The organism is Paenibacillus sp. LK1 (assembly GCF_002750415.1).
Classification (GTDB): Bacteria; Bacillota; Bacilli; order Paenibacillales; family Paenibacillaceae; genus Paenibacillus; species Paenibacillus taichungensis.
The window spans coordinates 66,492-85,179 of sequence record NZ_PEII01000017.1 but is presented as its reverse complement, the minus strand read 5'-3'; the positions used below and the strand labels follow the sequence as shown (position 1 = coordinate 85,179).

The 18,688-nt window shown below is 45.4% G+C and carries 14 protein-coding genes; 4 read left to right on the top strand and 10 right to left on the bottom strand.

Translation table 11 applies throughout. The features are described from left to right. Window positions 1-12: 12 nt before the first annotated feature. Window positions 13-1,032: a glycoside hydrolase family 88/105 protein gene (locus CS562_RS28775; protein ID WP_076291630.1), complete on the bottom strand. Its 1,020-nt coding sequence runs from the start codon at window positions 1,030-1,032 to the stop codon at window positions 13-15. A gap of 172 nt (window positions 1,033-1,204) precedes the next feature. Between CS562_RS28775 and CS562_RS28770 the strand changes: the two genes are divergently transcribed. Continuing rightward, window positions 1,205-2,149: an AraC family transcriptional regulator gene (locus tag CS562_RS28770; protein WP_076291629.1), complete on the top strand. Its 945-nt coding sequence runs from the start codon at window positions 1,205-1,207 to the stop codon at window positions 2,147-2,149. Between the two features lie 106 nt (window positions 2,150-2,255). Here CS562_RS28770 and CS562_RS28765 read toward each other — a convergent pair whose 3' ends face one another. The 4 genes from CS562_RS28765 to lpdA form a co-directional block, all read right to left on the bottom strand. After that, window positions 2,256-3,428 (bottom strand): DUF4317 domain-containing protein, encoded by a 1,173-nt coding sequence (locus CS562_RS28765; protein WP_076291628.1) that lies wholly within the window; start codon window positions 3,426-3,428, stop codon window positions 2,256-2,258. A gap of 171 nt (window positions 3,429-3,599) precedes the next feature. Continuing rightward, window positions 3,600-4,772 carry an ABC transporter permease gene (locus CS562_RS28760; protein ID WP_099859007.1) on the bottom strand — a complete coding sequence of 391 codons (1,173 nt, stop codon included), beginning with the start codon at window positions 4,770-4,772 and terminating at the stop codon, window positions 3,600-3,602. Then, window positions 4,756-5,388, bottom strand: a complete 633-nt coding sequence (locus CS562_RS28755; RefSeq protein ID WP_099859006.1) for a biotin/lipoyl-containing protein — start codon at window positions 5,386-5,388, stop codon at window positions 4,756-4,758. The genes CS562_RS28760 and CS562_RS28755 overlap by 17 nt, the downstream gene beginning before the upstream one ends. Window positions 5,389-5,437: 49 nt before the next feature. Continuing rightward, window positions 5,438-6,823 (bottom strand): dihydrolipoyl dehydrogenase, encoded by a 1,386-nt coding sequence (gene lpdA / locus CS562_RS28750; protein WP_099859005.1) that lies wholly within the window; start codon window positions 6,821-6,823, stop codon window positions 5,438-5,440. A 201-nt stretch (window positions 6,824-7,024) separates the two neighbouring features. On the opposite strand from lpdA, the gene CS562_RS28745 reads away from it, so the two are divergent. Next, complete coding sequence (locus CS562_RS28745) at window positions 7,025-7,594, top strand: TetR/AcrR family transcriptional regulator (RefSeq protein WP_099859003.1); 570 nt, start codon at window positions 7,025-7,027, stop codon at window positions 7,592-7,594. 79 nt (window positions 7,595-7,673) lie between these two features. Here the strand turns inward: CS562_RS28745 and CS562_RS28740 are convergent, their stop codons facing one another. From CS562_RS28740 to CS562_RS28730, 3 genes are all read right to left on the bottom strand, one after another. Further along, window positions 7,674-8,381, bottom strand: coding sequence for a DNA alkylation repair protein (locus tag CS562_RS28740; RefSeq protein WP_099859001.1), 708 nt, complete (start codon window positions 8,379-8,381; stop codon window positions 7,674-7,676). A gap of 430 nt (window positions 8,382-8,811) precedes the next feature. Then, entirely contained in the window at window positions 8,812-9,972 is a 1,161-nt protein-coding gene (locus tag CS562_RS28735; protein WP_090955212.1) for a cobalamin-independent methionine synthase II family protein, read from the bottom strand. A gap of 111 nt (window positions 9,973-10,083) precedes the next feature. Beyond that, window positions 10,084-10,653 carry an SF0329 family protein gene (locus tag CS562_RS28730; protein ID WP_076291621.1) on the bottom strand — a complete coding sequence of 190 codons (570 nt, stop codon included), beginning with the start codon at window positions 10,651-10,653 and terminating at the stop codon, window positions 10,084-10,086. Between the two features lie 278 nt (window positions 10,654-10,931). Between CS562_RS28730 and CS562_RS28725 the strand changes: the two genes are divergently transcribed. Continuing rightward, the gene (locus CS562_RS28725) at window positions 10,932-11,984 is read left to right on the top strand and encodes an ankyrin repeat domain-containing protein (protein WP_257219639.1); all 1,053 of its coding nucleotides are present in this window, start codon (window positions 10,932-10,934) and stop codon (window positions 11,982-11,984) included. A gap of 200 nt (window positions 11,985-12,184) precedes the next feature. Here CS562_RS28725 and CS562_RS28720 read toward each other — a convergent pair whose 3' ends face one another. Further along, window positions 12,185-13,162: a tRNA dihydrouridine synthase gene (locus CS562_RS28720; protein ID WP_099858998.1), complete on the bottom strand. Its 978-nt coding sequence runs from the start codon at window positions 13,160-13,162 to the stop codon at window positions 12,185-12,187. 551 nt (window positions 13,163-13,713) lie between these two features. Between CS562_RS28720 and CS562_RS28715 the strand changes: the two genes are divergently transcribed. After that, window positions 13,714-13,920: a DUF2536 family protein gene (locus tag CS562_RS28715; RefSeq protein WP_076291617.1), complete on the top strand. Its 207-nt coding sequence runs from the start codon at window positions 13,714-13,716 to the stop codon at window positions 13,918-13,920. 101 nt (window positions 13,921-14,021) lie between these two features. On the opposite strand, the gene CS562_RS28710 is transcribed toward CS562_RS28715, so the two are convergent. Further along, window positions 14,022-18,491 (bottom strand): endo-1,4-beta-xylanase, encoded by a 4,470-nt coding sequence (locus CS562_RS28710; RefSeq protein WP_099859054.1) that lies wholly within the window; start codon window positions 18,489-18,491, stop codon window positions 14,022-14,024. Window positions 18,492-18,688 lie beyond the last annotated feature (197 nt).

Sequence of the window (18,688 nt, the reverse complement as noted above, 5' to 3'; positions counted from 1 at the left end):
TTGGTTCCCTCCCTATTTCAACATGTCAGACAGGAAAGCGAGTGCCAGGCCCTGACCCCAGCCCTGAATCCAGTCTTTTGGAATATTGCGATATCCTTCCCGATCCTTCATCACTGCTGTACCACCCGATACACCAAGCACACGCCCATCTTCGCTAATGTTGTTCAGGATGCCTTCCAATGCCTTTTGCACGTATTTGGTATGTAGCGGATTACCGTTATTGATCATGGCTGCTGCAATACCAGCGGAAGCCGACACCTCTTCATACGACTGCTCGTCATCCAGAACTGTCCGCCACAAGCCATTCTCTGTCTGCACGAGCTTCAGAGCTGCCAGTTGATCCCGGAGCGAGCACTCCACGTCCATGCACTGTGGATATAGATACCAGTCCTTCAACTGTGGTTTTACTTGGGACATGGTGTAAGCACCCCAAGCGTTTGCTCTTCCCCAATACAATCCGGACATATGGTCCTTGTTAACGTTATTGTAGCCGTGGTACCAGAAACCACTGCTCGGATCTTGAAGGTATTTGATATGCCAGTAATATTGATTCAGAGCATCCTGGATCATGTCCTGATCCTTTAATTTGCTGCCCACACGGAGCAGGAAAAATGCCGCCATAAATAAGGTATCCGCCCATGCCTGCTCGGGAAAATCATTGGAAATGGATACGGTATGCTGCAGCACGTTATCTCCGAATCTGAGCGCATGATTTTGTAGATAATCCACCTTGCTCATCACAATATCCCAATATTTTTGGTTCCCTGTTTCTTCATATAAAGTAATCAGCATATGGCCCATGGCACATGTATTTACGGTCCAGTCTGGCAAGCCCAGCTCGATGTATTCATCCGCCCATTGGACAAGCCTATCCAAGTACTCTTGGTTGCCTGTCGTTTGATAAGCTCTGGAAACACCATAATACGCCACACCGCAAGGCCAATCCCACGTCAAATCCATTGCCAGTGTTTTTTTCGTAACGTTATCAATAACGTTTAAAATTTCTTCCCTGTCATATTTCACTTGAAGCATCGGTGATTCCCCTCTCGTGGCGCACATGCCCCCAAATGCGCTTGAGAGCTGTCCGTCCTTGGTTTGAAAACGCTTTACTTATTCCATTGTACGCAGTAAAATAGTGTCAATCTAAGCATATTCGCAACAAAACTGCGCAATTTCAATCATTTATGAATGGGAGTTATCGAATGTGCCCAGAAAAAAGCAGCCTATTATTGAATACCGCCACTATAGCTTGCCGATCCATTTTCCTATTCTGCTGTTAAGCGGTGAACGCTGGAAAATATCCGATATCAAAAGTGAACATCTTCATTTTCACAACCATCTGGAGATTGGTATTTGTCATTCAGATAGCGGCATTATGGAGATCAAAGGTGAATCGGTACCTTTTAAAGCCGGTGACGTGACCTTTATCCCCAGATATCTTCCTCATACAACGTATAGTTCACCCAATGAAGCCAGCCTATGGTCTTATCTCTTTTTCTCGCCCGAAGACCTCTTTCAACAATCGTTTAAGAGCAGTGCCTACAGTAACTTTGAACCCAATTTGAGGGCCATTAAGGGATTGAACTGCATTTTAAACAGGGAGGAACATCCGAGAATTTATACCCTTGCGACATCCGTTGTAGAGGAATTGAAGCAGAAAAATCCTTTTTATCAGGAAAGTGCCTATGGCTTATTGTTATCCCTTTATATCGAACTCCTGCGAATCCATTCTCGGAATGAACCCTTGGCAGATCAAGAAACGCAGCATAATCTAAAAGGTGACCTTGTTATTTCTCCGGTTCTGGAGTATATCACCAAAAACTATATGTCGCCCATTACCATCGATTTTCTCGCTGATCTGTGCCACCTAAGCACCACTCATTTTCGAAGAAAATTTCATGACATTATGGGAACTGCGCCTCTGGATTTCCTGAACAGCACCCGGATTGAAGAAGCCTGCAAACAATTAAAAAGCACAGACGCTTCCATTCTTTCGATCTCTGAACAAGTCGGTTTTCAGTCCATTTCCAGCTTTAATCGCTGCTTCTCCAAACTTATGGGGAAATCGCCGAAAGAATGGCGCAAAGGCGCACAGTCCGAAGTGCAATCTGCGAAAGCCTCCATTTTGGAGTTTACGGGGTGGGTGTAGGGAAGGGATATCTGCGATAGAGTTTATAGGCAAATTAAAGACGCTTCGGGAGCGAGTCTCGAGCGTCTTCTTTGAACTGAAATGTTTAGTTTAATTACTATGCTAACTACAGTACCTCTGTTGTAAGCGTGAACCCTTCAATCACGACATCTTCGTCCACTTCAATCATGATACACCGTCTGCCTTGAAAATTCACTTGTTTCACATATCTCAAGTCTTGTGGGCTAACCGAAATCGTAGCAACTTTAGTTTCAATCTTAATGGACTTGGACGTAAACTTCGGCATAACACTGGTCGCTTTCATTTCATAATTCTTGTTGTCGACGATGGTTTCAAATGCACGTTCCACTTTTTCCGACGTCAGGTCCTCTACACCGCTTGCCGTCAGTACACGTTCCAGATCTTTATAATCCAGCTTCGGAGGTTCTTCCTCATGTGACTCTTCGTTAATTTCGATGACCCGGTTGATTTCTTCATACACATGTGCGATTGTGGCTGAGTCCAGTTGTTCACCGGCCACTTCCTTCACGATATCTTCGAAGATCGCTCGTTCTTCCAGCGCTGTCACAGACCTTTCTCCATTCAAAACATTTTCAACAAAATGCGGATCCGGGAAATTGGATTTCCCTGTGCAATATAGAACACGATTCACATCGGAGTAGTTGTCCGTTACGCTCGGGTACAGGAAACCCTGCTCCGGGGTGCTTAATTTGACAACCGGATCTACAATGACATTGTACTTAAATTCTCTCTCCACATAATCAAACAAGAGCGTCTTCCGCTGCTTCTCCGTGGAATTCACACTGCACAGAATGAATGGATGTGCGAACACTTCATTTTTCTCGCTCTCTTCCGCTTCATCGTTCCGAGCCTTGGTTGGCAAGTAATACTGACCACGAACAAACGTGATTACCATATCCCGTTCATACTTGGCATCCACCAACATTCTTTCTACTAACAGGAGCATCAGGTCCTGCCATTCCTCCGGATCTCCTGTTACCAGTGCTTGGTGAAGCATCACCTGAGCCGGCTCCTCCGCTTGCTCCTGGAACTTCAGCTCAAACAATTTCTGATCCAGCTCACCCGTCAGCAATTTTTTGAAATTGCCCATGTACAGTTCCTGTTTCTCTCTATCCACCAGCTCAAACGGATGGCGCTCCCAATGATAAATCTCGTTCGTTTCTTTCGTAATATACACGTTGAGAATATCGTAAATATTCAGTAAATCATGATCCATCTTAAACTGTTTGCGTATATGCGCGACTTCTTTTTTATTCATGATTCGTTAGACAACTCCTCAAGTAAATTGGCCTTACAAGTATAAACGATATAAAAAACCTTCGCTAGAAGGACCTTTATCTTTATAAGTCATCTGCGGTAACTAAACAGAAAGACGCATCAGGAATGATTCCCGTGCGTCTGTTTTTCGATTCACTGCTTATCTTTTCAATTAACTGCTGCTCGGCAACATATCTGCATTCAATAGGGGTTCCCGGCTGGTAGAAGCTTTCCTCGTTTCCCTCAGAAACAGTAACCCCATGAACAAGGACACAACGCCAATAATAATTAGCAATGCCCCCAACTCCTGACTGTAAGCTGTAAGCGCTCCGTCCCGAAAAGCCATTCCACGAATCAGGCGGTTAAGCCAGTTCATGGGTAGTGCCCATGCGAAAATTTGGAACGGTTCTGGAAACGCCAGCGGCGTTAGTTGAATTCCCGTAGCCAGAAAGGAGGGATACAATACAAAACTGGTTCGTAGGCTGACTTTGGATATGTCTTTGGCTGTGTATCCAATCAACATACCCAGAAGTGATAAGGCGAAGGCATAAATAACCAATGGGATGATAAAAAGATAAGGCTCCGCTTCAAAACGCATTCCCCCCACCTGCTTTAACAATCCATAGGATAGAAGCAGCGATAGGGAGCTCAACACAGCGTACGGCACACTCCTAACCCATAGCTGGAAAGGTGACCTTCCGTTTGAAAATAGCTTCCCTTCCCGGCGAAGCCGAGGTGCAATCGAGCCTGCTGCACTTGTTGTAATCATCAATACTACGATATTCACAAATCCAAGCACCATAAAACCGACATAACTGGAGGTTGGATTAAATAGCATCCTTTGCTGAAGCGAGATCGGCGACACGATTCCTTTAGCTGTTTCTGCATCCATCCCTTTCTGGATCAGTCGTGTCATGGAAAGGGTCATATTTTCCGTCTGGATGATCTCCTGAATCGCGGTCCGGATTCCGGTTAGCCCCGAGGGCATTGTGTTATCCATCAAGATGCCGATATTCGTCGATTTTCCCTGTTGTTGACGTAATCCCAATTGATTGGGAAGCATAATGACAGCTACTGCCTGCTCGTTGACAAGTAATGTTTCCGGACTCATTCGGCTCGCATATACGCTTTTGACGCTCATATATTGCGAGGCATTTATTTTGGAGATCAACTGCCGTGAATATTCGCTATGATCCTCATCAATGACCACAACTGGCGATTTGCTAATTTGATTCTGCGAGAACATTAAACCAAAGAATAGGGCTGCAATAAGCGGGCCGATAAAAATCAATCGAACATACTTACTTCCCGATACGTACTTCCACTCGTCAATCAGTGATTTCATCAAGTTTCACCTCTGCTGTCATCCCAGGAAGTAAATCAGCATTCGAATCCATTGATATTCGGACCAAAAACATACTTAGATCGGCTTGCCCCTTTTCCCGTGACATGCGCAAGCTCGCAAATTGTGGCGCAGATGAGATGGACGTAACCACCCCGCTCACCTGTGTTGGCTGATCCAAATACGGAAAATGAACATCAATGGCTTGATTCACTTCAAGCTTTTGAATTTCACTCTCCTGTATGTAAATGTCCGTATAGTAATTATTCTTTTGCAGAACTGCCAGCGGCACGCCTACTTGTACTTGATCTCCCTGCTTTACAGCAACTCGGTCGACCATACCATCATACGGTGCGAGTACATCCACATCTCCTTCCCCAGCTGATTTCACTTTGAAAAGCATCTCTCCCTCTTTCACGGAGTCACCTGCAGACGCACCCGCCTCTACAATTGCCCCAGAACTATTCTGATAAAACAATGTCGTTTGCTCTGCCTCAAGTATGCCTTGTTTCCTGCTCTCGGCATGACTTACAGCATCCTTCCCTTTAACAGCCAGAAGTGAACCTCCAACAATGAGCACCATCGCAATTCCGATATACAATCCTGCTTTTAACTTCATCCTTTTATCTCTCCCATTCCCAATCCTCGTATATGGTTAAATTTGCTGACTATTTTTTCTTTTTCATTTTGGTGACCGCGTTCTCGGCAGCCTCCATGATCACTTCTCCCAACGTGGGATGAGGGTGGATTGTCATGGCCAGATCTTCTACGGTTGCACCCATCTCAATTGCAAGCGCAAGCTCCGATATCAATGTGGATGCCTCCACGCCAACGATTTGCGCGCCAATGACAATTCCTGAGGTCGGATCAGCCACTATTTTCACAAATCCTTCGGTTTCCCTTAATGCCAATGCTCTTCCGTTGATCCCAAAAGAAGATTTTCCAATAATCACCGGAATGGACTGTGCTTTGGCTTCCGTCTCCCTTACTCCAACACTGGATAGCTCCGGATCAGAAAAGACGACAAGCGGAATCACCTTGTAATCCACTTTGGAGGTAAGACCCGCAATGGCCTCTGCTGCTACTTTGGCTTCATAGGAGGCCTTGTGAGCGAGTGCCGGACCAGCTGTAATATCTCCAATGGCATAAATGTGCGGGATAACCGTTCTGCACTGTTCATCCGTCTCAATCAGCCCCTTGTTTGTTACGGGCAAACCTATGCGTTCCAGTTCTAACTGGCCGTCTGTATTGGGTTTCCTGCCGATTGTGACTAATACATATTCCGCCGTAACCTGGTGCTGCTCTTGATTTTTCGAATAATGCAGTGTAATGGAATCAGCATTCTGCTCCACCTTTTCAGCAATCGCTCCGGTTACGATGTGGATGCCATCCGCCTTCAATTGTTTGACTACAGGGGCAGCAAGTTCCGCCTCGAATCCGGGCAATACTTGCGCTCCTCCCTCCAGAATCGTCACCTTTGTTCCGAATTTGGCATACATCTGTCCAAGCTCCACACCAATATACCCTCCGCCCATCACAACCAGACTACTCGGAACCTCCTGCAGAGACAGTGCTTCTGTGGAAGACAAGATACGACCTCCAACTGGAAATGCTGGCAGCTCAATTGGACGAGACCCCGTTGCCAGTATGAGGTTTTTAAAAGAAATGCTTTGCTCCTGTCCAGCTTGCTGGATCATCGCTGTGTGCTCATCCACCAGACTGGCCTCGCCTTCGAGTATGGTCACATTCGCAGTCTTTAACAAATAGTGGACGCCACCTGCCTGTTTATTCACAACCCCCTGCTTAAAATGCTGAGCAATCTTAAATGTCGCTGCCGCGTCAGCTTGATTGAACTGTCTGAACAAATCATAGCGATGTGATTCCGCAATTAATGCTTTGGATGGTATACAACCCACATGCGTGCAAACCCCGCCTAGCTGTTGACGTTCGACGATTGCCGTCTTCATTCCCAGTTGCGAAGAACGAAGCGCCGCCACATATCCTCCCGGACCTGATCCAATAACTAACGTATCTACAGATTCAAGCTTACTCATATCCTGATACCTCCCGATTTGAAGCCGATTTAAAATATGATGATCGTAATATATTATAACCATCATATTTTGAGGCAGTCAACAACCGTATTTGGCCCTTTTGTAAATCAATAGACATCCAGTCGCCAAATTGACAGGCTTTATTATGATGACTATAATATTTTGATAAAGCAGAATGATGAAATTATGGAGTGAATGATAATGCCCTATCCCAAAGGCCATAAAATAAAAGTACGAGGTAAAATTGTTGAAAGTGCGGCTCGGGCTTTTCGCACCAACGGTATTCAAGATGTCAGTGTACCGTTCATTATGAAGGGTGCCGGATTAACTCATGGAGGGTTTTATTCACACTTTGACAACAAGGAACAGTTGGTCGCCGAAGCCTGTGAATATGCCATTAGCGATACCATCGCACTTCTTCAAAAAGTCGCGGATCAGGAAGAGCAGAAACCTAAAATCAATACAGTCATCGATTATTATCTCAGTCCCTATCACCGTGACAAAACGGAAATGAGCTGCATATTCCCTGCCCTTTCCGGCGAAATATCCCGCTCTTCCGAAGAGGTTCGGCAGGTATTCACTCATGAACTGGAACGGATGGTTACTTTTATCTCCGATCTGGCAGATATGAATGTGTCCAAAAGTCGTGCCCTGTTTAGTACATTAGTCGGTTCGCTTGTTCTTGCACGCTCTGTTAATGATCCTGAACTAAGCGACAGCTTCCTCGCGGCGGGCAGACAGCAAGCCAAAGAAATGGTTATGAAAGGTTAGAAAACACAAAAAACACGCCCATGATGGCGTGTTTTTTGTAACCTTTTGTACAAATCGTTTTACCCGACTACTATTTAGCTTAGCATCTTACATATTTACGCTTAAATCCAGTTCGCTCTTTTTCCACTGCCTTTTGAATATTTTCGGATGCTTGCAGGAACTTGCTCTTGGGCTTGTCCTTGTTGACTTCGACAGGGCCCACGACCTTGGCCGTCTCCACCGCCTGATCATGCAACGGAAGGTAGGAAACTGCAACGGTGTAGAGGAAGTTATTCATGGAATACTTGGTGCGTTCAGGTGATTCGTGAATCGTCTGTTCTACCTGTTTGAGCATATCGTTCAGCTTACTTTCGGAGAATTCGCTATCTGGTCGGCTACCGAGTAACCAGCAATAACAGCTCCATCCAGCTGACATTTTCAAATCATTCCCGCTCGCGATCCACTTGTCCGAAACCGCTTGGGCAATATCCGTCTCTGCCAACGTGACGGATACGATGAAGTCAGAGATCATGTAAAAATAAGCGGCATCGATCCAACGGTCAAAATCAGCTTCCGTCATCGCTTGGGGATCAGCAATCACGCCAGCAAAGTACATGGCATCATAGTTTCCCGTAGCGTAAAGCAGCTCAGCCAAAGGTTGATCCTTTTTTATTTTCTTCGCGATAGGTTTCATCGCTCCGGTTGCTACTCCAAAAAGCGGTTCGTGTGCACCATTGGACATATATATTTTCTTTGTTCGTTCTTTCCCGAGCGCTTCTAGCTCCTGCATAACCTCTTCCAAATTCATTGTGCAAAACTCCTTTTTCATAGGACATATATATTTCTAATTTATCTTTTGAGGAAGTACAGCTTGCGAGATAATCCGTATAACAATTTCATTTTCATTGTATCACAGCCTGTTCTCACGCTATACATCCAGATTCCACTAAATTCACTCCCATTCCAACCTCACCACTGATGCTAATAACTCTTTTCTCTCCTACAGTGTCTTAATCACCGATCTGAGAAAGAGCCAACTTATCGCACAATACAATGGCGGTACAGATACATCCTGTGAGGCTGCACTTAGTTATGCTATTTGAGGGTGGTCCTGCAACCTTAAGCAAGGAACGACGTAATTTTTTTGGGCAGAAGATGTATAAAAAAAGAGATGATTCGTGGGTCCATTGCTGGTCCTACGAGTCATCTCTTTAAGCTTTAGATGTTACTATTCGAAATTAGTTTTCCCAGTATTGCTTGGCAATCTTTTGACCTTGTACGATTTTGGCCCATTGCTCAGCTTCGCTTAGTTCGTTACCGCCATCGCAGGATGCAAAGCCACATTGGTGTGAAAGCAATAGACGATCCTTATCGATAATTTTGGATGCTTCGTCAAGCAAACGGATTACGCGCTCTTCATCATCAAGTGTATTGGTCTTAGATGACAACAATCCTAATACGATTTCCGTTTCCGGTCTATCTTTGAAAACCTCCAGGGCTTCGATAGAACCCGCACGATCATCATCCCACTCCAGGAAGAAACGATCATATTTCAATTGCTTCAGGAACAGGTTAGCGATTTTCGCGTAAGATCCACCGCCCATGTTGCGGGAATCATAGTTGCCGCGGCAATTATGTGTCCACATTTTCAATCCCAGGCTATGACCGAAGTCAATCACGGTATTGTTAATATCAATAAATTCGGTAGCGAGACCCTGTACTTCTTCTTGATTAATATGCTCCCCTGTAAACGGAGAGTTCGGGTTGTCGTCTGCAAATAGCTCCCACAAGCAGTCATCCATTTGCAGGATTTTACCGCCTACCGCAGCGAATTCTTCCACAAATTCCTTATAAGCTTTCACAAGACCTGCTTTGAGCTCCTGAATATTCTGATAAACAGCGTCCGTACCGCCGATATTATCCGACCAGGAGAGTTCACCAAAAATATGGGATGGCGATGGAACGCAAAGTTTCGTTTGCTGGTCACCCGCCGTGTCTTGCAGTTGTTTGAACAGTTGAATGAAATGATGATTTTTACCGCTCAATTCGCCCGTTATGCGCAGGCCAATATCTTTACGTGTTTCATATTTTGAAGATCCATCGACATCACGGAAAAAATAGCCATGGTCTGCAATATAACGCTCAACTCCACCAAAGCCCCAAACAAAATCCAGATGCCACATCGATTTGGAGAACTCTCCATCTGTAATAATCGACAGGTCATGCTCGATTTCTTTTTTCACCACTTGTTTGATGGCCTCAGTCTCGCATTTTTCATAACCTTCAAAACTTTCATAGAATGGATATTTGATATCATCACGATGTTCAATTTGCGTTTTATATGTCAGCAGCTCATCAGGACGCAACAAACTACCTACGATCTGGAACTTATCAGTCATGTCAAAAACCCCCTCGTTGTATACCATTATCATATCATGCAGAACGAGGTTGGCTGAGATACTTAAATGCCATAACTAGTTATAGTTAAAAGCTATAGCAATATATCAATTTCACACCGTCCTGCGCCGTATTTCATAAAAATACTGCACAGCCGGATGCTTCATTTTAATCGAATCAGACATGTTCAGAATTCGTTTCTTGCCAACACGTCTGTCCACCAAAGCCAGAATATTGAACAGAATCTCCTTGCTCTCCAGATTATCCTCTATGGAAGTGGACAAAAACGTAGTCGCTGCTGCTGTAAAATTCGTTTTACTTAACGCGGTTTGTGCCAGCAACAGCTCTTTGGCATGTACGGAGACTTTTCTGCTTCTTGCCATGACTTGAAGACGGTCCTCCGGAACGTTCCCTTTGGTTTCGTTTCGAATAGCTTCAATCTCTTCATCACTTACAGATATCACGATATTGGGATCATTCTTAATCTCCTGATCGGAATGATACCAACGGATTGGTGAAGTTGTGTCCCCCATATTGAGGATATTCTTCTGATCCACGGTCAGATAACAACTACCTGATTTATCAGGTGAATAGCGATAGCTGGTCGCCCGGTAATCTACTTTTCCAACCAGCGCAGGACTAAGAAAACTTTCTAGCTGTTGCTTTAATTTACTCCAGGACATAGATCCTCCTATTCTCATAAGCCTGCTGCCTCATCTAAGGCACTCAGTTCAAAACGATATTGATTTAAATTATAACATAGCACAACGAACAGACATCCTCGATTGATCTACCCGGCCCTTAAAGTCAAAACTCCTATTATTGGTTTTCCACTTCTGGATATGATAAACTTGCTGGAAATTATCTGTAATCTATTAAACTATCATTGTCTGTCATTTGGGAAAATCTTATCTACCTTCAGAAGTCGATGATGCTATCCACAAAGGAGAGGAAGAGTTTAATGATTAAGGAAACAACATTACCTGCGCATATGGAAAAACTCGTTAAAGATAATGATATTGTTGCCGTAAAAGAGGTCTTCGAGCAATGCGAATGGGATGCCCGCGGGGGCTACAGCAAAGGTACGGCCCTCAGCTTTCGGCATATTTCCGATGAATTGGTTCGCTGGCTGGTAGAACAAGGGGCAGATATCAACGCACTTGACAATTATCAACGCACGCCATTACATGCCCATGCTTCACACTGGTCAGGAAATGTAGCCCTGTTCCTTGAATTAGGTGCGGATCTGGAAGCTGTGGACTACCAAAATGAAACACCGTTACACGCAGCGGTCAATGCGTATAGAACCGAAGTGGTACAAGAATTGGTAGCCCGAGGTGCTGATATCAATGTAGTCAATCAAAGAGGCAATACTCCGTTAGCCAAAGGATTAATGAATAGCCGAAATAGCGATATTGTCAGTATGTCGAAGATTTCCGCGATTCTGCTGGATGCCGGAGCAACAGTCACCCCGGAAATGAAAGAGTCCGTGAAGCGAATTGGCAAGGATTTTGAATTTGTCCGTGAGAAGTTCAATAAGGACAAGGTAGATGAAGTTTCAGACGCACTGAGCAAGCTCTATCAACAATTTGATCTCGAGCCGGTAGCGAGTCGAATGATGCACGATGGAACAGCTCCCATTCAGGTAAAAGCAACTACTTGGCCCAAACAGCATCAGGAGCTGTGGGAGTATCTCATCCCGGCCCAGGGACATGCCCAAACGGTTCAGGGAGAAGTCATCCGCATCACAGGACGTGTTTCCCATGAAGTATTGGATAATGGCGGTGGAAACTGGGATGAGCCGTATCGCAACATGCTGGATGCGCTGATTCGCCATCTGGGATCTGGTACGCCATTAGCCCCGGCACTTCTTCAAGAAGCAACAGACTTGGCCCACAGGCTTCGCCATGGATCGAATTATGATGCGCCTGCCCGATTAAGTGAGCTGGCGGTGTTATGGGTGCTGGATAATCCTCAACCCATTGCTATGGAGAAGCCGGAGTATAAGCGTTAACATCTTTAGTAGAATCGGAAACGGCTCCGATGTTCCTGAATCTCGTAAATGGATGAAGTGCAGTAGACTTTTACCGCTAAAACCACATTAACAGCAAAAAAGAAGCGGAAGAGCTACCGCTTCTTTTTTGCTGTTAAATCTACCTGAATCATACTCCGTATCCATGATTACAACCATTACAACCATTCGTGTTCTTCGTCCTACTCTGTCTCCGCATGTTCCTGACTTCCGAACTCATCGAGCAATTCGCGTACTCTAGTCGTTGTTTTGGCGTTCATCAGGCTGTTTCTCAGCTCACTTGCCCCGCGGAATCCACGGACGTAGATTTTGAAAAAGCGGGCCAGCGGGCTGAACGAACGCGGTTCAAGCTCTGAATATTGATCATGCAGGTCCAAGTGCAGCCGCAGCAGATGAAGGAACTCCTCTGTGGTATGTTCCCTTGGCTCCGTTTCAAAAGCAAACGGATTCTGGAAAATGCCTCGTCCAATCATAATGCCATCCACACCATACTGCTCGGCGAGTTTGAGTCCAGTCGCACGGTCAGGAATGTCTCCATTAATGGTTAGCAACGTATTCGGTGCAATCTCGTCCCGAAGTTTCTTGATCTCCGGGATCAGCTCCCAGTGTGCATCGACCTTGCTCATTTCCTCTCTTGTACGCAGATGAATGGACAGATTCACAATGTCTTGCTGCAAAATATGAGTCAACCAGTCGCGCCATTCGTCCACCTCGGTGAACCCGAGGCGAGTTTTGACACTGACGGGCAAGCCACCAGCTTTGGCCGCCTGAATGATCTCCGCTGCAAGCGCAGGACGGCAGATCAGACCGCTTCCTTTTCCATTCTCCGCCACATTGGCGACAGGACAGCCCATATTAATATCTATGCCTTTGAAACCTTCCTTGGCCATCCCGATGCTCATCTCGCGGAAGAACTCCGGCTTGTCTCCCCAAATATGTGCCACAATCGGCTGTTCATCTTCTGTAAAAGTCAGACGCCCGCGTACACTTTTGTTCCCCTCCGGGTGACAATAACTCTCTGTATTCGCAAACTCCGTAAAAAACACATCCGGTCTGCCCGCTTCACTTACGACATGACGAAACACAACATCCGTCACATCTTCCATCGGCGCCAGTATAAAAAATGGTCGTGGCAAATCACGCCAAAAATTTTCTTTCATATTAGAAACTCCTCTATATATACCAGGACAACCTTTGTCCTCATTAATGTTAAAATCGTAAGCCATACATCTGCAATCGTATCATTTACATTAGCAGATTCGTTGCAATTTACATTTTGATGTCCTTGCTTCTTCTTCACTTATACCATGCAAATGTAACTTCGTTCAAACATCAGTATCTGTTAATCACATCAAGATGAATATATCCTACCCCGAAGAGAAGCGTACCCTTCAATAGACTCGCATGAAAAAGAGGGGCGACGCCCCCCTTTGCTAGTTACCGTATGGGTCCGGATTTCCCTTTTCTCCATTTATTACTCCACCAATTTTACCACGTCTTTAGTTGATTTTCAGCACGAGTTTATTAGTGATTATTTGAAGCATTACTTTACCTTCTCGTTTTGGCCCCCCAGTATAGAATTCAGACCGCCTCCATCGTTCTAATGATTCGCTTTGTTCGCTCTTGCCGAACGGGACTAGCTCCTCTACAATAAAAGTTCGGCAGGCTTTTGTACCTGCAAATCGTGACATGGAGGAGGCCTGAATCAAACATGGAAATTTCACTCGATATTATCAAAGACAAAGTTGAATGCTTGCAGGCTTATGACTTCAAGGAACTAGAACGAGCTATCGAAGACCGAATCGGAATGAACAAGGCATTGCTGCTCCGAGTGAAGCAGGTTCAGCATCAAGTCACGTTCGACCCGTTTCGCAACAAGATGTTATATAGTGCAGTTGTTCATTTTTCTGCAGAGTGATAGACGAGTTCTTTTACTTCGATATGAAATAGTACAACTACCCCCGTCTGGATTTTACGGGGGTAGTCTTTTTTATCATCTGGTTTAATTAAACTTTACATTTACAATTCCCAGATCCGATAGAGAACCATCGCTGCTTCAGCACGGGTCAATGGTTCGGCTGGTGCAATTTTGCCATCTTTGCCGTTAACAATTCCGCTTCCTACGAGGGAAGTTACACTATCCATCGCGTAAGTGGAAATGCTTGCAGCATCGGAATAAGGAGCTAGATTTCCGTTGCCGGCAGATTGCTTATCAGCTGCTTTCAGGGCTTTCGCCGTAAGAACCATCATATCTTGACGGGAAATGCTGTTGCCTGGTTTGAATGTGTTATCTTCGAATCCAGAGGTGATACCAAGTTCTTTGGCAATAGCCACGGCCTGTGCATAGTGAGCAGTTGGCTGTACATCGCTGAAGGCTGCCGTGTTCGTTCCCGTACCCTTCAATTCAAGTGCTCGGACAAGCAAGGTGATAAAGTCGGCTCTCGTGATGGAAGCTGCAGGAGCGAAGCTGTCATCAGAGATTCCTTTAATAATATCGCGTGCAGCCAGCGCTTCGACTGCTTGTTTTGCCCACAGGACATTTTGCACATCGGCAAAAGTCTTGGTTACGTAGGCTACAGCATAAGTGTTGAAATGAGTTGTTTTGAAAACCATTGAACCGGATTTAGCATCATAGCGTCCACTTGGCACGGCTGTTGCATGCCCTTGATTGTCAATGTAAAGAATCACGATCTGATGTGCATTGACAAGCTCCTGTGCAGCAGGCGTGTACGGAACAGATACCGTTACAGGTGCCGCTGGATTGTTCCAGGCAAGGAGACGGTCACCAGCTTTTACACTTAGATCGATCACCGGACGGCTACCCACAATAGCGCGAACATCTGCGCTCAGACGATCTGCCGAGACTTTGTTAATCTGAATAGAGACTTGATTAGCTTGCTCCGTAATATTAGAAAGCATGTTGGACGGAATTTGAAGTGTTGCATTCTCCGTCCTAAGCACAAACTCAACATTATTGTTGCTTTGCAGGCTGGAAGTCGGCAGCTGCACCACATAGGATTGAGCATTGGCCTGCTTCGGCACTTCGATGGTAACCTGCTTCTTGCCATTTGCACCTGGAGAAGCTTTTTCAATCGCTTTATTCAGGCTGTCGCTTGAAATGGTTGCTGTGGCTGTTCCATTTTCAACTTTTATTACCGGCACTATCTTCGAGTTATTGTCTGGAAGCTGTGGTTGAGGTTGGGGCTGCGGAGTAGTCCCGGAATTTGATCCGCCACTGCTACCACCATTGTTCCCCCCGCCGTTGTTGCCTCCACCGTCGTTTCCTCCGCCATTGTTTCCGCCAGAAGAGGGTTTGCCAGTGAGCGTCAATTCACCGAATACGGAAGTATCCTGGTAACCTTGACCGGATGGATCGTTCCATGCATTCACACTGATTCTGTTGCCGTCTTTGGCATCATTGATCTGCGCATCAAAGCCAATTTTGGCATTGTTCGCAGGCTTAACCTTTTTGAACGGAATCTTCATTTCAACCGTGTAGTTGGTACCGGAAACAAAGACTTTGGATTCGAAGCCTGCAGCGATTTCCGCAGGATTAAAGGAAGCTAGGTTCTCAAAGTTCACTCTGTATTGTCCATCATCGTCTTGGAAGTTAGCTGTTTTCCCGTTGTTTTCATCGACGAATACTTCAACGGAATCCTGCTCCCATACATTCGGGTTGGACTTGTTCAGTTGATCATCTCTGACTTGAACCAATACATACAGATTGTCGTCATCCCACAGTGCTTTTGCCGTTCCTGTCGCACCTGACCATGCCATTTGCTTTGTATCCAGTTTCAATTCAGGAGCTTTGCTCCATACACTGTCTACAGAGCCATCAATAGCTGGTGTCCCATAGTGCGCACTTGATTTCTTGTATTCAAGCTCTTCAGGCGGATTTTCTGCCATATACTTTTGCGGATCAACTACCCCGTAGAACGCCTGTTTTGCTTGAAAATTCTTATCGAACAAGGTTGGATTCTGCTCGGCTCTCCAGCTGGTGCTGTCATTTAATCCCCAGAAGGTGACACGCGCAATATGCTCGCTGTTCTTCTTATAGAGATCCATCAATTGGGCATACAGATAGGCCTGCTGCTTTGCTTCTTTTTCAGTGATTGTAGAATTGGTGCCTGCCATAATGTCCAACTCGGTGACACTGACTTCTACTCCCAAGGAAATGAAACGCTCAAGCGACATCTTGACATTGTCCAGTCTCGTGCCCAAATTATAGTGGGCTTGCATGCCGATGCCATCAATCAGTTTCTCGCCAGGGTGATTTACGGCGTACTTCTCATTGATCTCTTTAACCATGCTGTAGATGGCTGTAGCTTTATTCTGGTTGTCATCGTTATAGTCATTGTAGTATAGCTTGATATCCCAGCCGTTTTCATCAATGACTTCTTTGGCTGCAAGGAATGCCTCCTCAAGAAAGTCAGGGCCGATGGCTTGTAACCAGCCAGAATTACGCAATGCATTTTTCCAGTCTTCCGGATTAGCCGGGTTATCGTTCATGGCTTCGTTGACAACATCCCAGGAAATGACTTGGTCACCAAAATGCTCAACGACCGTTTTAACATGTGTTCTTAGATTCGTCAGAGCATCCTCACGGCTCAATGGTTCACCAGTAGTTGCAGTATGAAGCCATGTAGGTGACTGCGCATGCCATACGAGCACGTGGCCGTGCAAATCAAGGCCTGCATCCTGTACTTTTTGGACAAGAGCATCTTCTGCAGTGAAATCAAATTGTCTGTCCGCGTTATAGGCATAATCCGGTTTCATATCATTCTCAAACGTGACGACATTGTGATGTTTCTTCAGAAGCTTGAGCCGAGTCTCATCAAAGGTAGACGGATTAACTATGTTCCCGATCAGGAAATCATCCTCGTAAATATCCTTGAGGTTAGGAAGGTTTTCTTGAATCGGAGGTGCGGCAGTTACAGGTCCCAGATATTTTAGAGCAAAGTCATCCAAGAAGAAGGTACGGTTGCCGCCGTCATTGTTTGCTGTTTCAATATAAGCATTGAGTACGCTTGGAGTAGTGGTGAGCGTATACTTACCCGTTAAGTGTACCCATTCCTGATCTGTAACGGTTGCATTTGGTGAAACGTTCGCAAAGCCGCTGTCAGCATATTGAACACTTATACGAAGTGTTGTGGGCTCTTGTCCAGGTGCCATTTTCACCCAAGCAGACAGCTCATATTCGTGATTCTTTGCCATTTTGCCATCAGCATTAACCAAGGCTGCATCATATTGTGTCGTAGTTGTCACAAGTAAGCTTTGCTTGCCGCCAGATGTATGATTATCGTCTTGGGAAAGAACTACCGTTTCACGGCCATTTCGTGCTTTGAATCCATCCAGACCATTCTCAAAGTCTGCAGAGATGCCCGTTTTATCTACATTTTCCGGTGCGGTTTGATCAGGGGTTACATCGGTGATGATGACTTCATCAATGTAAATATCCGAGGTTAACGTATTGTCCGATGGTTCAACATAGATGATGACCTCATTCGTTTTAGAAGGGATTTCATAGCCTTTGGTTTCTAAGAGCGTCCAGTCAGAAGCGGTTACAAGCTTGTTGCCTATAATCCAAGGATACTTCTGATCATCTGCTAATACTTCTGAATTTATTTTGGAAGCCAGATGGAACTGGCCTTCACCTGAACCGAGTCTAACCTTGAGGGAAATATCATACTTACGGTCGGATTTCATTTTGCCAGTAAGTACGAGGGCAGGGACGGCTTTCTCATCGGCCCGGTTAAAGAACTTCAGAGATTTCGTGCCTTCGGAGGCTACGTCGTTGTCGACGACCGCAGTATCCCCGTTCGATCCCCAACCCAGCTTGCCCCATCCACCGGTACTGCCATCTTCAAAACTTTGGTTAAGGACTACAGTAGGCTCAGCAGGTGCTCCTGCTTGAGTAATTGTGATATCACCGATATAGAATTGAACACCATTACCTGCTTCATCAGATTTAATCCGCAGAGCTGTCTTGTCCACACTGGTAACGGAGATAACGGCGGATAGCGTAATGCCTTGTCCTGCTTTAAAGTCAGCAGAGCTAATTCCGGTGTATCCTTCTGAGCCAGTAACGCCCTTATTGCTTACAATTTCCAGAACGGCTTTCCCGTCTGCAGGTGGGTTAGCATCAGTATCGACATATACGGAAGCGGTTACAGAATACTCTTTGCCAACTGACAAACCAAGGTCATCAAAAGCGAGGTCCACGCCATCCCAGTTATTAGATCGGTTACTAACATGTAGAGCCGCTCCATCATTATTGCCTTCAAACGGCTTGTCTGTTACAGCGTCCAGCTGGGCACCACCTGATTGAGTTGCCTTGCCTTGACCATTCTGGAATGTTTCCTGATACACAATTTGTGAATTAGTTGCCACTAGATCTGCAGCGTTAACTGTCGGAGCTATCAAGCCGCCCGGAAGAAGCAGAGCCGCTGCGAGTAACCCGGAAACGACCTGCTTAAATGATTTCCTCATTCGAAGCATTCCCCCCACATCAAATTTTTTATCAAACATATAAAGCGCTTACATAATTTGTTGTGACCAGCCTCCTTTCACCCCAGATAATACCACTTCATGGAAGAGAATTCTTACTCCAAATTAAAGGGGAATCTTAGTTTTTTACAGAACAATACCAATTCTGATACGGGTACGGACATGTTCTTCGTTCCGAT